General features: G+C 73.5%; 12 protein-coding genes. 3 read left to right on the top strand and 9 right to left on the bottom strand.

Annotated features, from left to right (window positions below; genetic code table 11):
* Nucleotides 1-96: 96 nt before the first annotated feature.
* From AB0927_RS04700 to lipB, 4 genes are all read right to left on the bottom strand, one after another.
* Nucleotides 97-798, bottom strand: coding sequence for a DUF4191 domain-containing protein (locus AB0927_RS04700; RefSeq protein WP_366666065.1), 702 nt, complete (start codon nucleotides 796-798; stop codon nucleotides 97-99).
* 77 nt (nucleotides 799-875) lie between these two features.
* Nucleotides 876-1,073: a hypothetical protein gene (locus AB0927_RS04705; RefSeq protein ID WP_366666066.1), complete on the bottom strand. Its 198-nt coding sequence runs from the start codon at nucleotides 1,071-1,073 to the stop codon at nucleotides 876-878.
* Nucleotides 1,074-1,315: 242 nt separating this feature from the next.
* A complete protein-coding gene (gene lipA, locus AB0927_RS04710; protein ID WP_366666067.1) occupies nucleotides 1,316-2,281 on the bottom strand; it encodes a lipoyl synthase in 966 nt (321 codons plus the stop codon).
* A gap of 157 nt (nucleotides 2,282-2,438) precedes the next feature.
* Entirely contained in the window at nucleotides 2,439-3,236 is a 798-nt protein-coding gene (gene lipB / locus AB0927_RS04715) for a lipoyl(octanoyl) transferase LipB (RefSeq protein ID WP_366666068.1), read from the bottom strand.
* Nucleotides 3,237-3,466: 230 nt separating this feature from the next.
* Between lipB and AB0927_RS04720 the strand changes: the two genes are divergently transcribed.
* On the top strand, nucleotides 3,467-4,921 hold the full coding sequence (locus AB0927_RS04720; RefSeq protein WP_366666069.1) for a regulator: 1,455 nt from the start codon (nucleotides 3,467-3,469) through the stop codon (nucleotides 4,919-4,921).
* Nucleotides 4,922-4,998: 77 nt separating this feature from the next.
* Here AB0927_RS04720 and AB0927_RS04725 read toward each other — a convergent pair whose 3' ends face one another.
* Entirely contained in the window at nucleotides 4,999-6,366 is a 1,368-nt protein-coding gene (locus tag AB0927_RS04725; RefSeq protein ID WP_366666070.1) for an NAD(P)/FAD-dependent oxidoreductase, read from the bottom strand.
* Nucleotides 6,367-6,639: 273 nt separating this feature from the next.
* Here AB0927_RS04725 and AB0927_RS04730 point away from each other — a divergent pair, with 273 nt between their 5' ends.
* Nucleotides 6,640-7,128 (top strand): GNAT family N-acetyltransferase, encoded by a 489-nt coding sequence (locus AB0927_RS04730; RefSeq protein ID WP_366666071.1) that lies wholly within the window; start codon nucleotides 6,640-6,642, stop codon nucleotides 7,126-7,128.
* A 7-nt stretch (nucleotides 7,129-7,135) separates the two neighbouring features.
* Here the strand turns inward: AB0927_RS04730 and AB0927_RS04735 are convergent, their stop codons facing one another.
* Nucleotides 7,136-8,317, bottom strand: coding sequence for a MarP family serine protease (locus AB0927_RS04735; protein ID WP_366666073.1), 1,182 nt, complete (start codon nucleotides 8,315-8,317; stop codon nucleotides 7,136-7,138).
* A 203-nt stretch (nucleotides 8,318-8,520) separates the two neighbouring features.
* Here AB0927_RS04735 and AB0927_RS04740 point away from each other — a divergent pair, with 203 nt between their 5' ends.
* Nucleotides 8,521-9,366, top strand: a complete 846-nt coding sequence (locus AB0927_RS04740) for a peptidoglycan recognition protein (protein ID WP_366666074.1) — start codon at nucleotides 8,521-8,523, stop codon at nucleotides 9,364-9,366.
* On the opposite strand, the gene AB0927_RS04745 is transcribed toward AB0927_RS04740, so the two are convergent.
* The 3 genes from AB0927_RS04745 to aceE all read right to left on the bottom strand — a co-directional run bounded on the left by AB0927_RS04745 (nucleotide 9,356) and on the right by aceE (nucleotide 13,698).
* Nucleotides 9,356-9,877: a DUF4240 domain-containing protein gene (locus tag AB0927_RS04745; RefSeq protein WP_366666075.1), complete on the bottom strand. Its 522-nt coding sequence runs from the start codon at nucleotides 9,875-9,877 to the stop codon at nucleotides 9,356-9,358. The two genes, AB0927_RS04740 and AB0927_RS04745, sit on opposite strands and share 11 nt — an antisense overlap.
* 62 nt (nucleotides 9,878-9,939) lie before the next feature.
* On the bottom strand, nucleotides 9,940-10,917 hold the full coding sequence (locus tag AB0927_RS04750) for a WYL domain-containing protein (protein WP_366666076.1): 978 nt from the start codon (nucleotides 10,915-10,917) through the stop codon (nucleotides 9,940-9,942).
* 78 nt (nucleotides 10,918-10,995) lie between these two features.
* Nucleotides 10,996-13,698 carry a pyruvate dehydrogenase (acetyl-transferring), homodimeric type gene (aceE, locus tag AB0927_RS04755; RefSeq protein ID WP_366666077.1) on the bottom strand — a complete coding sequence of 901 codons (2,703 nt, stop codon included), beginning with the start codon at nucleotides 13,696-13,698 and terminating at the stop codon, nucleotides 10,996-10,998.
* Nucleotides 13,699-13,709: the final 11 nt, after the last annotated feature.

The following is a 13,709-nucleotide window of genomic DNA, read 5'->3' on the forward strand; positions in this document are numbered from 1 at the left end:
GGCCCAGCGTGACCAGCACCACGAACGCGGCCAGCAGGCAGATCGCCAGGACGTCGGAGCGGGAGACGGTGGACCTCGTCGTACTGCGTCGTGGGCCTAGCGGCCGCGCTGGCCGCCCTTCGGCATCCGCATGCCCTTGGGCATCGGGCCCTTCGGCACCGGCATGTTGCTCATCAGGTCGCCGAGCGCGCGCAGCCGGTCGTTGGTGGTCGTCACCTGGGGGCCGGTGAGCACGCGCGGGAACTTCAGCATGGTGGTGCGCAGCTTCTTCAGCTCGACCTGGCCCTCGCCGTCGCCCACGATGATGTCGTGCACCGGCACGTCGGCGACGATGCGGTTCATCTTCTTCTTCTCGGCGGCCAGCAGGCTCTTCACCCGGTTCGGGTTGCCCTCGGCGACCAGCACGATGCCGGCCTTGCCGACCGCGCGGTGCACCACGTCCTGGCTGCGGTTCATCGCCACCGCGGGGGTGGTGGTCCAGCCCCGGCCGACGTTGTCCAGCACCGCCGCGGCGGCGCCCGGCTGGCCCTCCATCTGGCCGAAGGCGGCCCGCTCGGCCCGGCGGCCGAACACGACCGCCGCCCCCAGCAGACCGACCAGCAGACCGAAGATGCCCAGGTACACCGGGTGGCCCAGCAAGAAGCCGATCACGAGGAACACCGCGAGCGTGCCGAGGCCGACGGCCGCGAGCACAAGGCCGATCTTGGTGTCGACCTTGCGGGTCATCTGGTACGTGAGGGCGATCTGCTTCAGTCGCCCGGCATTCGCGGCGTCCGCCGCGGTTTCCTTCCTCGCCATGCCACGAAGTCTACGTGGCCCGCGAAGCGCGGACGACGGCAGTGCCCGCGGGGGGGAGGGGCCGTACGGGACGAGGCCTACGGGCGCTCCGCGGGCCGCTCCAGGAAGCGCTGCGCCTCCACCCGGTCCCTGGCCCGGCGGCGGTCCTCCAGCACGGAGGTCCAGGCGTTGCGGCGGGCGGTGCGCTGGCCGCCGCTCATCAGCAGCGACTCGACGGCGCGGAGGGCGGCGGTGAGGGAGGGAATGGCGGTGGCGCGTACCGGCGGGGCCTGCATGGTCGGGATACCCCCTGCGAGCGGGTGGTCTACGAGGCGTGATACGAGGGTCACTCATCGGTGTTACCAGGGCATGTCCCACCGGTCAAACACCGATGAAGCCGGGTCGTGGAGGCCGTGAACGCCGACGCGGCCCTGACCGGGGCCCTCATCAGGGAGGACGGTCAGGACCGCGTCGCACCGGCTTCTACTGGCCGGTAATTACTTGTGCGCGAATTCACACACCCGGGAGGCGCGGGTGCTCACACCGCCTGGCCGGCGACGAAGCTGCCCCGCTTCTCGATCGCCATCTGATACAGGCGGCCGGCGCGGTACGAGGAGCGCACCAGCGGGCCGGACATCACGCCGGAGAAGCCGATCTGCTCGGCCTCCTCCTTCAGCTCCACGAACTCCTGCGGCTTCACCCAGCGCTCGACGGGGTGGTGGCGCAGGGAGGGGCGCAGGTACTGGGTGATGGTGATCAGCTCGCAGCCGGCCTCGTGCAGCTGCCGGAGCGCCTCGCTGATCTCCTCGCGGGTCTCGCCCATGCCGAGGATCAGGTTGGACTTGGTGACCAGGCCGTAGTCGCGGGCCTCGGTGATGACCTTCAGGGAGCGCTCGTAGCGGAAGCCGGGGCGGATCCGCTTGAAGATCCGGGGCACGGTCTCGACGTTGTGCGCGAAGACCTCGGGGCGGGACGCGAAGACCTCGGCCAGCTGCTCGGGGACCGCGTTGAAGTCGGGGGCGAGGAGTTCGACCTTGGTACGGCCGCTCGCGCGCTGCGCGGTCTGCTGGTGGATCTGGCGCACGGTCTCGGCGTACAGCCAGGCACCGCCGTCCGCCAGGTCGTCGCGGGCGACGCCGGTGATGGTGGCGTAGTTGAGGTCCATCGTGACGACGGACTCGCCCACGCGGCGGGGTTCGTCGCGGTCCAGGGCCTCGGGCTTGCCCGTGTCGATCTGGCAGAAGTCGCAGCGGCGGGTGCACTGGTCGCCGCCGATGAGGAAGGTGGCCTCGCGGTCCTCCCAGCACTCGTAGATGTTCGGGCAGCCGGCTTCCTGGCAGACCGTGTGCAGGCCCTCGCTTTTCACGAGGTTCTGCATCTTGGTGTACTCGGGGCCCATTTTCGCCCGGGTCTTGATCCACTCGGGCTTGCGCTCGATGGGGGTCTGGCTGTTGCGGACCTCCAGGCGCAGCAATTTGCGTCCGTCGGGTGCGACTGCGGACACGACCGGCTCCCTCAGCTTTGATTCTTCGGCGTCCCCAAGGGTACGCCCGTGGATTTGCGGCCCGGCTCGGGTGGGGGCGGGGCGGATCCCGGGGGAGGCCGGCCCGCCGAACGGCCGCCGACGGCCGCGCCGGAGCCCCGCCCCGTCGAGCGAAGCCCTACGCCGTCGCCTTCTCGACCGGCCGCGGCCTCGGGTCGGCGTTCTCCAGGACCTCCCGGAGATGCTTCTCGACGACGGGCAGCACCTCCGCGATGGAGACGTCCCGGCCCAGCTCGTTCGCCAGCGAGGCCACGCCCGCGTCGCGGATGCCGCACGGGATGATGCGGTCGAACCACTTCATGTCGGGCTCGACGTTGAACGAGAAGCCGTGCATGGTGACGCCCTTGGCCACCCGGATGCCGATCTGGGCGATCTTGCGGTCCTCGCGGCGCTGACCGGCGTTGGAGGGGGCGTACTCGGGGCCGTTGAGCCGGGCGTCGAACTCGTCGTCGGTCAGCCGGGGGTCGAAGTCGAGGGAGAGGCCGCCGAGCGCGGGCCGCTGCTCGACGGGGTCGCCGAGCACCCAGACCCCGCTGCGCCCCTCGACGCGGGTGGTCTCCAGGCCGAACTCCGCGCACGTGCGGATCAGGGCCTCTTCGAGGCGCCGTACGTGCGCCACCACGTCCACCGGACGCGGGAGCTTCTGGATCGGGTAGCCGACCAGCTGGCCCGGACCGTGCCAGGTGATCTTCCCGCCGCGGTCCACGTCGATCACCGGTGTGCCGTCCAGCGGCCGTTCGCTGTCCTCCGTGCGCCGGCCCGCCGTGTACACCGGGGGGTGCTCCAGCAGCAGCACGGTGTCCGGGATCTCGTCGGCGAACCGGGCGGCGTGCACCCGGCGCTGCTCGTCCCAGGCCTCCTGGTAGTCGACGGCATCCGCGCCGAACCCCATGCGGACGAACCGCAACTCACTCACGGCAAGCGCCTCCCTCGCGATGTCAGGCACGTAACGCGCCCACGCCACTGTACGTCCGCCGGCGGCACGTCAGCCGGGCGGGCGATCCTCACACGATCGGATGAATGAAGGCCGAACCACCCGAGCGGGTGCTCACTCTCCGCTACATTCGCGCCGTTCATGAGGCCAAAAGGGCTGCTCACAGGCAATCCCGGCACAACGAGGCCCGGAGGCAGGAGACCGCACCACCGATGACCGACCGACCCGCGCAGCGCACCCCCAACCGCCAGCTCGCCGCGCTCATCGCAGAGGCGGGGTTCTCCAACGCGGGTCTGGCCCGGCGCGTCGACCAGCTCGGCCTCGAACACGGGCTGGATCTCAGATACGACAAGACATCCGTCACCCGCTGGCTGCGCGGTCAGCAGCCGCGGGGCACGACCCCCGCGCTGATCGCCGAGGTGTTCACCCGCCGCCTCGGGCGCCGGCTCACGGCGCAGGATCTCGGCCTGGACGCGTGCGCGCCGGTGTACGCCGGGCTGGAGTTCGCGGCCACCCCGGAGGAGGCCGTGGACATCGTCAGCGGGCTGTGGCGCAAGGACTCCGGCAGCCACGCCGAGCTGCGCAAGATCGCGTTCACCCCGGCGGGGCTCGTCGTGCCCAGCCGGGACTGGCTGATCGGCAAGCCCGACGACCGGGTGGCCCGGGAACCGGCGCCCCGGGTGCCCGCGCAGGGACGGCCCGGCGCGCTGCGGACACTTGCCGGGCGGCCGCGGGTGCGCGGCCCCCAGGAGCGCGTCCCCGGGCACCGGGTCGGCGCGGGCGACATCGCCGCGCTGCGCTCGGTGGCGGAGCTGTTCCGCACCCTGGACGACCGGTTCGGCGGCGGGCACGCCCGGCAGGCGCTGGTGCGCTACCTGGAGCACGAGTGCGAGCCGATGCTGCGCGGGAGCTACGACGAGCACACCGGCCGCCGGCTGTTCGCGGCCGCCGCCGACCTGACCCGGCTCGCGGGCTGGACGTCGTACGACATCGCCGCGCACGGGCTGGCCCAGCGGTACTTCGTGCAGGCGCTGCGGCTCGCGCAGGCGGCGGGGGACCGGCCGTACGGCTCGTTCGTGCTGGTCACCATGAGCCGGCAGGCCGTCTACCTCGGGCACGGCAGGGAGGCGGTGCAGCTCGCGCGGGTCGCCCAGCAGGGCATCGGCACCGGGGGGCCGCCGGCCGTGCAGTCGCTGCTGCACGCGGTGGAGGCGCGGGCGCACGCCCTGCTGGGGGAGGTGCGGGCGTGCACGGCCGCGCTGGTGCGGGCCGAGCGGGCGCTGGAGGCGGCGCGGCCCGGGGACGACGTGCCGCACTGGGCCCGGTTCTTCGACGAGGCGCAGCTCGCGGACGAGCTGGGGCACTGCCACCGGGATCTCCAGCAGTTCCGCGCGTCCGCCCAGCACGCCGAGCGGTCCCTGCAACTGCGTGCCCCGGCGTACGCCCGCAGCCGGCTGTTCTGCCGGGTCGTCCTCGCCACGGCCCGTCTCGGCCTCGGCGAGCTCGACCAGGCCTGCGTGCTGGCGGCCGAGGCCGCGGCCCAGGCCGCCGACATGCGCAGCGCCCGGGCCGTCGAGTACATCCGCGACTTCGAACGCCGCCTGGAGCCCTACAAGGACGCCGCGCCGGCCCGGACGTACCACGAGAAGGCGGCGGCCCTGGGCTGAGCGGGGGCGCAGGGCGTGTTTCGAAAGCGGCGTAGACGGGACTTTCGAAACACGCCCGAGGGCCGCGCCGTCGTGGTTCAGGCCGCCGTCGGCAGCGTGGGCGCCGGCTCCGCGCTGTTCAGGGAGCCCGCCGCGCCCAGGTCCGCCAGCAGGGCCCGGGTGGCGCGGTGGGCGGAGTGCAGGGCGCCCTGGACCGTGCTGGTGCCGCGGTGGTCGCCGCAGACGTAGAGGCCGGCCAGGAGGCGCACCGGGCGGCGCAGGTCGTGCGGGGGACGCATCACCGGGACCGCCTCCGGGGTGTGGTGCACGGCCAGCGTCTCCCAGCGGCGCGTGGACGTGCCGTAGAGGCGCGAGAGGTGGATGCGGACCGCGGTGTCCACGCCCTGCGGCGGGGTGCCGAGGACCGTCGAGGAGATCAGCACCCGCCCGGCCGGCGCCCGGCTCGGGTCCACGTTGCTGAGCACCGAGGTGTGCGCCACCGGCCCGCCCCGGTCCGCGTCCAGCAGCAGCGAGGCGCCGGTGGAGAACGCCGCCGCGGGCTCGTCCGTCGTGTGGTGGACCACCGTCACCGGGTGGAACTCCGGCACCCTGAGCCCTGGCAGCAGCTCCGCCGCCGCGCGCGCGTCGGTCGCCAGCAGCACCGCGCGGCAGCGGATCTCCCCGTGCTCGGCGGTGGTCACGGAGGTCGTGGAGACCGAGGTGGCCCGCACCCCGGTGTGCACGGTTCCGGGCGGCAGCGCCCGGGCCAGCAGCTCCGGCAGCACGTCCGCGCCACCTTCCGGCACGCACAGCCGTCCCCGGGCGAACGCGCGCAGCGCCAGGTCGGCGCACCTGCTGGAGGTCGTCAGCCCCGGGTCGCACAGCAGCGCGGCGAGCAGCGGGCGCAGGAACCCCTCGACCGTGCGGGCCGGCACGCCCCGGGCCGCGAGGGCCTGGGCGGCGGGCAGTTCCGGGCGGGCGAGCAGCCGTTCGACCGGTGTCGCGGCGATCCGGTTCAGCGCCGCGCCCAGGCGCGCCTGGTCCATCGCACCGCCCACCGGCGCGCCACCACCCCGGCCGGGCGGCGCCGCCGCCCCCCTAGGGGCGCTTGCCAGGGCGCGCACCGCATGGAGTGCGCCCCTCGCGCTTCCTCCGCTCGCCGGCGCGCCCGCCCGGTGGGTGCGCCCGTCGTGGTGCAGCAGCACGCCCGGCGCGAAGGTCCGCAGGGGCAGGGAGTCCAGCCCCGGCGTCAGCCGGAGTTCGGGATACGACGTGGACAGCAGTTGCCCGACACGGTCGAGCCGGAAACCGTCGACCTTCTCCGTCGCCATGCGGCCGCCCACAAAGGAGGCGGCCTCCAGGACTGCGGTCGTTACTCCTGCGCTGGTGAGCCGGTGGGCCGCCGAGAGTCCGGCGATTCCGGCTCCCACGATGACGACGTCCACCTGGTTCGCGGGCTCAAGCACGAGGCCCCTCCTGTGGTTGCGCGGCCGGTGGAGACGTTGTGCCCCCGACCGGCTTCAGGGATACCCGACTTCGCGTCGAGTATCAGGGCCGTGATCGGTCGTAAGGAGTCGCGCATGGACAGAGCACGGTCGCATGGAGGTCGCATACGGTCACATCCGTTCCGCACGCCGCAGGGCGCCCCGCGCGCCACCGTGAAGCGCCCGCGCGCGCCCGGAGTGCGGACAGGGAAACCCGGTGGGAAGGCGTGCATCGGCCGCCTTAGGGTGATCAGCATGCCCGAGCCGTACATACGCACCGCCACGCCCGCCGACGAGGAGGCACTCGCCCACCTCGACCGGGCCACCTGGTCCACCCTGCACGCGGTCACGCCCCGCCCCGAGCCGCCGTACCCGCCCTTCTTCGACGAGCGTCATCCCGCCCAGGACTTCCTCGTCGCCGAGCTGGCCGGGCGCCTCGTCGGCTACGTCCGCCTCGCCCGCATGATCCCGCTGCCCGCGCACGCGCACGTGCTCACGATCCAGGGCTTCGTGGTCGCCGAGGAGGCCCGCGGTCTCGGACTCGGGCGGGCGCTGATCCGGGCCGCCGTGGCCGAGGCCCGCGCGCGCGGCGCACGCCGCCTGACCCTGCGCGTGCTCGGCCACAACACCCCGGCCAGGAAGCTCTACGAGACCGAGGGCTTCGCCGTGGAGGGCGTCCTGCCCGGGGAGTTCTTCCTCGACGGCGCCTACGTCGACGACGTCTGCATGGGCCGCCTCCTGTAACGCCCGGTCAGCCCACCAGCGCGCCCGTGTCCACCGCCGCCGTCGCCGTGGCCGCCCGCCGGGCGTCCTCCGCCACCTCGGAAGCCGTCAGCACGTACCCCGTCTCGGCGTCCGAGGTGGAGCGGGCGAACACCACCCCGAACACCCGGCCGTCCGTCGTCAGCAGCGGGCCGCCGGAGTTGCCCGGCCGGACCATGGAGCGGATCGAGTAGATCTCCCGGGTGACCGCGCCGTCGCTGTAGATGTTCTGCCCCGTAGCCCGCACCAGGTTCCCCACGGTCGCCGCCTGGAGGTTCAGGCTGCCGTCCTGCGGATAGCCCGCCACCACCGCCGAGTCCCCGCGCGAGGCACCGGTGTCGAAGCGCAGCACCGGCGCGTCGAGCCCCGGCACGTACAGCACCGCCACGTCCCGGTCGGGGTCGAAGAGCACCACCCGCGCCGGATACACGGGACCGACCCCGCCCACCCGCACGGTCGGCCGGACGATGCCCGCCACCACGTGCGCGTTGGTCATCACCCGCCCCGGCGCGAACACGAACCCGCTGCCCTCCCGGCCCTCGCCGCCCGAGACACCCTCGATCTTGACCGTGCTCGCCTTGGCGGCGTTCGTCGCGGCCACCGTGACGCTGTCGCCGGTGGGCCGCGGCACCTGCGCCGTCGACTCGTTCTCGAACGGGTTGAAGACCTGCGGGAACCCCGCGTCCGTCAGCGCCGAGGTGGCCCGCGAGAACCAGGCGGGCGTGGTCTCCGGCATCGCCCGCTGCACGGCACCGAGCAGCGAGGAGTCCCGGATCGCCGTGGTCAGCGCGGGCGACGGGGCGGCGCTGAGCACGCTCGCCGCGACCCAGGCCACGATCAGCACCGCGACCGCGTTGGCCGCCGCGCCCCCGACCCCGTCCAGCACCCGCAGCGGGCCCCGGTCCAGGCCGCCGCGCAGCCGCAGCGCGAGCCGTCCCGCCAGCTCGTGGCCCACCGCGGCGGGCACCAGCACCGTCAGCACCGCGAGCACCGTCGCCGTCGCCGTACCCCGGGCCACCTGGCCGGTCACCCACGGCAGCGCCCACACGCCGACGACCGCGCCGCCGACGAACCCGGCCAGCGAGACACACCCGGCCACCAGGCCGCGCCGGTAACCGGACGCGGCGTACAGGAGGATCACCAGTACCAGCAGCAGGTCGAGCAGGTCCACGGAGCCGCCTTTCTCTCGGACCCCTCACACGGGCGGGTCGGGCCCGCTGAACGGTCACAGGTACATGATCGGCCGCCGAGCGCGAACCGGCCACGTGTGCCCGAAAGGCCCCAACCGCGGAAACGTCCCACACCGGGACGATGGTTCCGCCAGGTGGCACAGCGCACATCGCGGGCAGCGGTGACCGCTTCGAGAGTGGAGCCATGTCCGTCGTGCGAACAGCCCGGCCGCGCGGCCTGCTGCTGGTGCTGCTGGGCTCCCTGCCCGGCCTGATGGCCGTCCTCGCGCTCGCCCTGTACGCGCGGGGCGTGGCGCGTCCCGCGCGGATCCCGCTCGACCGGCCCGCCGCGCTCGACCTGCGCTCCGCCGCGCCGGGGACCGGGAGCACCCACCTCGCGGGCCGGCCGCTGATCGTGCCGCGCTCCGCCTGGCTGGACGCCACGACCGCGCACACCCAGCCGCCGCCGCGCTACGACGACAAGGTGATCGCGGTCTTCGTGCACCACACCGACTCGCCCAACGACTACGCGTGCGCGGACACCCCCGAGATCATCCGCCGCCTCTACGCCGGCCAGACCGGCGCGCGGCAGTGGGACGACATCGGCTACAACTTCCTCGTCGACCGCTGCGGCACGATCTACGAGGGCCGGGCGGGCGGCGTCGACAGGGCCGTCACCGGCGCCCACGCGCAGGGCTTCAACCACCGCACCGCCGGGATCGCCGCGATCGGCACCTTCACCGCGGGCGTGCCGGTGCCACGCGCCATGACCGACGCCGTCGCGGCCCTCGCCGCCTGGAAGCTGGGTCTCGCCGGCGTCGATCCGCGCGAGCGGGTGCGGCTGGTCTCCAGCAACGGGCTCAGCCGCTTCCGCGCGGGCACCACCGTCACGCTGCCCGCCGTCGCCGGTCACAACGACGGCTTCATGACCACCTGCCCCGGCGCGGCCCTCACCGCCCGGCTGCCCGAGATCAGACGGACGGCGGCCCGGCTGCAGGGCCGGGCGACCGCCCCGGCACCGCCCGCGGCACAACCGCCGCTCAGCCCCTGAAACGCGCCCAGAGCCGGGGACAGAGCCGCGCGAGCGACTCCTCGTCCTCCAGGTCGACCGGGGTGCCCGCCGGTTCCGCGGGCGCCGGCGGGATGCCGAGGTCGGCCGCCACGGTGCCGGTGAGCTGCTCGTACGCCTCGTCGGCCGCGTACCCCAGCTCCTCGCCGTCGCCGTCGACCTCCTCGTCGAAGTCGCCCAGCAGCTCCGCGAGCGCGTCCGGCTCGTGCAGGGCGCCCTCGAACACCTCCCGGCCCTGGCCGATCAGCCAGCACCGGAAGAAGTCGAACGCGTCGTCGCCGGCCCCGTCCAGCAGCACCCAGGCGGCGGCCCACAGGTCCCAGCGGTAGGCGCGGTTGTAGCGGGCCTCGAAGTGACGGGCGAAGTCCAGGACCTGCTCCGGGTCCAGCTGGGTGAGCCGGTCCACCAGCAGCTCGGCCTGGTCCTCGGGATCGCCCGAGGCGGCCGCGCGTGTGGTGTCGACCAGTTCCCAGAACTCCGTCTCGTCCATCACCGCTCCAGCATCGGGCCTCGCCCGGCGGGGCGCACGCGGGGGTACGGCGGACGGCGGCGGCCTCACGCCCCCCGGTACAGCGCCGCGAGCCGCGCCGCGTCCCGCACGAACCGCTCGCGCAGGCCCTGCGGCGCCAGCACCTCCACCTCCGGGCCGAGCCCGGTCAGCTGGGCGTACGCCACCTCCTCCGACTCCACCGGCAGCGTCACCGTCACCCACCCCGCCCCGTCCGGCTCCCCGGCACCCGCCAGGCCCTCCCGGGCGGCCGGGGCGTCGACGGCGTCCGGCAGCCTGCGGACACCCTCCGGCGACAGCCGTACGACGGCCTCGGCGCGCAGCAGCGAGCGCGCGAACCGCTCGGCCTGACCGGCCCAGTAGGCGGCCAGGTCGAAGTCCTCGTCGCGGTGGAAACGGGTGTCCCGGGCGGCGACGGCGGTGAACCGCTCGACGCGGTAGGTACGGAAGACCCCAGGGTCCGGCACCCGGGCGCACAGGTACCAGGCGCCCGCCTTCAGCACCAGCCCGTACGGTTCGAGGAGCCGCTCCACCTCGCCGTCGCCGCGCCGGTAGCGGGCCGTGACGCACAGGTCGTCCCACACCGCCTCGGCGAGCGCGGGCAGCAGCGCGGGGGTCACGGGCGCGTGGAACCAGCCGGGCGCGTCCAGGTGGAAGCGCTGGGCCGCCGTGCGCGGAGCGTCCTTCAGGGCGGGCACCAGCGCCGCCGACACCTTCAGCCGCGCCGCCGACGCCGCGTCCGCGAGCCCCATCTCCCGCAGCGCCCCCGGCACCCCGCTGAGGAACAGCGCCTCGGCCTCGCTGCGCCCGAGCCCCGTCAGCCGCGTCCGGTACCCCCCGACCAGCCGGTACCCACCGGCCCGCCCCCGGTCCGCGTACACCGGCACCCCCGCCTCCGACAGCGCCTGCGCGTCCCGCGTCACCGTCCGCTCCGACACCTCCAGCTCCCGCGCGAGTTCGCCGGCGGTCATGGACGCCCGCGCCTGGAGAAGCAGAACCATCTTGATGAGCCGCGCCGCACGCATGGGGCCATCATGCCGGGGAGCACCGACGAAGAAGGGGTACGGCGAGCAGCCGTACCCCTTCCCCGGAAAACGTGGTGACTACAGGCCGTACTTCTCCCGGGCCTCCTTCACCGCCGTCGCCTTCACCTCGCCGCGCCTGGCGAGCTGGGCGAGGGCCGCGACCACGATGGACTCGGCGTCGACGCCGAAGTGGCGGCGGGCGGCCGGGCGGGTGTCGGAGATGCCGAAGCCGTCGGTGCCGAGGGAGGACCAGTCCTGCTCGACCCACTGCGCGATCTGGTCCGGGACCTGGCGCATGTAGTCGGAGACCGCGAGGACCGGGCCCTCGGCGCCCTGGAGCGCCTGGCGGACGAACGGCACGCGCTCCTCGCCGCGCAGCAGGGCCGCGTCGGCCTCCATCGCGTCGCGGCGCAGCTCGGACCAGGACGTCGCCGACCAGACGTCGGCCGCGACCCCCCACTCCTCGGCCAGCAGGCGCTGCGCCTGGAGCGTCCAGTGGATCGCCGTACCGGAACCCAGCAGCTGCAGGCGCGGGGCGTTGGCCGGGACGGTCACGCCCGCGGACTCCGCGGTGTTGAAGCGGTACAGGCCCTTGACGATGCCCTCGTCGATCCCGGCGACGCCCGGCTTGGCCGGCTGCGGCAGCGGCTCGTTGTACACGGTGAGGTAGTAGAAGACGTTCTGGTCCTCACCCGGCCTGGCCTCGCCGTACATCCGGCGCAGGCCCTCACGGACGATCACCGCGATCTCGTAGGCGAACGCGGGGTCGTACGACAGCGCCGCCGGGTTGGTCGCGGCGATCACCGGCGAGTGGCCGTCGGCGTGCTGGAGGCCCTCGCCCGTCAGCGTGGTACGGCCGGCCGTCGCGCCGACGAGGAAGCCGCGGCCGAGCTGGTCGCCGAGCTGCCACATCTGGTCGGCGGTGCGCTGCCAGCCGAACATCGAGTAGAAGATGTAGAACGGGATCATCGCCTCGCCGTGCGTGGCGTACGCGGTGGACGCGGCGATGAAGTCGGCCATCGAACCGGCCTCGGTGATCCCCTCGTTGAGGATCTGGCCGTTCTTGGCCTCCTTGTAGTACATCAGCTGGTCGCGGTCGACCGGCTCGTACGTCTGGCCCTTGGGGGAGTAGATCCCGAGGGACGGGAAGAGCGACTCCATACCGAAGGTGCGCGCCTCGTCCGGGACGATCGGCACCCAGCGCCTGCCCGTCTCCTTGTCGCGGACCAGGTCCTTGACGAGGCGGACGAAGGCCATCGTGGTGGCCACGTTCTGCGTGCCGGAGCCCTTGTCGAAGGAGGCGAACGCCTTCTCGGCCGGGGCGGGCAGCGGGGCCAGCGGGTGCGTGCGGCGGGCCGGGGCGAGACCGCCCAGGGCCGCGCGGCGCTCCTGGAGGTAGCGGACCTCGGGGGAGTCGGCGCCCGGGTGGCCGTAGGGCACCACGCCGTCGGCGAAGTCGCTGTCCTTGATCGGCAGGCCGAGCAGGTCCCGCATCGTCTTGAACTCGTCCACCGTCAGCTTCTTCATCTGGTGGTTGGCGTTCTTCGACGCGAAGCCGGAGCCCAGGGTGTGGCCCTTGACCGTCTGGGCCAGGATCACGGTCGGCGCGCCCTTGTGCTCGACGGCCGCCTTGTACGCGGCGTAGACCTTGCGCGCCTCGTGACCGCCGCGCGAGAGGTGGAAGCACTCCAGGATCTTGTCGTCGCTGAGGAGCTTCGCCATCTCCACGAGCGCCGGGTCGGCGCCGAAGAAGTCCTGGCGGATGTAGGCGGCGTCGCGGGTCTGGTACGTCTGGACCTGCGCGTCCGGCACCTGGCGCAGCCGCCGGACCAGCGCGCCCGTGGTGTCGAGCGCGAACAGCTCGTCCCAGGCGGTGCCCCACAGCGTCTTGACCACGTTCCAGCCGGCGCCCCGGAACTGGGCCTCCAGCTCCTGCACGATCTTGAAGTTGGCGCGGACCGGGCCGTCCAGGCGCTGCAGGTTGCAGTTGATGACGAAGGTGAGGTTGTCCAGCTCCTCACGGGCGGCGAGCGCGAGGGCCGCCGTGGACTCCGGCTCGTCCATCTCGCCGTCGCCGAGGAACGCCCACACGTGCGAGGACGAGACGTCCTTGATGCCGCGGTTGGTGAGGTAGCGGTTGAAGCGCGCCTGGTAGATCGCCGACAGTGGGCCGAGGCCCATGGAGACGGTCGGGAACTCCCACAGCCAGGGCAGCCGGCGCGGGTGCGGGTACGACGGCAGGCCGTCGCCGCCGGCCTCCTGGCGGAAGTTGTCGAGCTGCGCCTCGCCGAGGCGGCCGTCCAGGAAGGCGCGGGCGTAGATGCCGGGGGAGGCGTGGCCCTGGATGTAGAGCTGGTCGCCGGAGCCGTCACCCTCCTTGCCCTTGAAGAAGTGGTTGAAGCCGGTCTCGTACAGCCAGGCGGCGGAGGCGAAGGTGGCGATGTGGCCGCCGACGCCGTGCTTGCTGCCCCGGGTCACCATCGCGGCCGCGTTCCAGCGGTTCCAGGCGGTGATGCGGGCTTCCATCTCCGGGTCGCCGGGCAGCTCGGGCTCGACGGGGGTGGGGATGCTGTTGACGTAGTCCGTCTCCAGCAGCTTCGGCAGCGCGACGCCGCCCTCCTCGGCGCGCTCCAGCGTGCGCCGCATCAGGTACGCGGCACGATGCGGGCCTGCCTCCCTGGCCACGGCGTCCAGGGAGGCCCGCCACTCGGCGGTCTCCTCAGGGTCGCGGTCCGGGAGCTGGTCGAGCTCGCTCGGCTGGATGGCGTGGGGGTCGGTCATGTCGCCGCCTT

Origin of the sequence: Streptomyces sp. NPDC048106 (assembly GCF_040706415.1) — a bacterium.
Classification (GTDB): Bacteria; Actinomycetota; Actinomycetes; order Streptomycetales; family Streptomycetaceae; genus Streptomyces.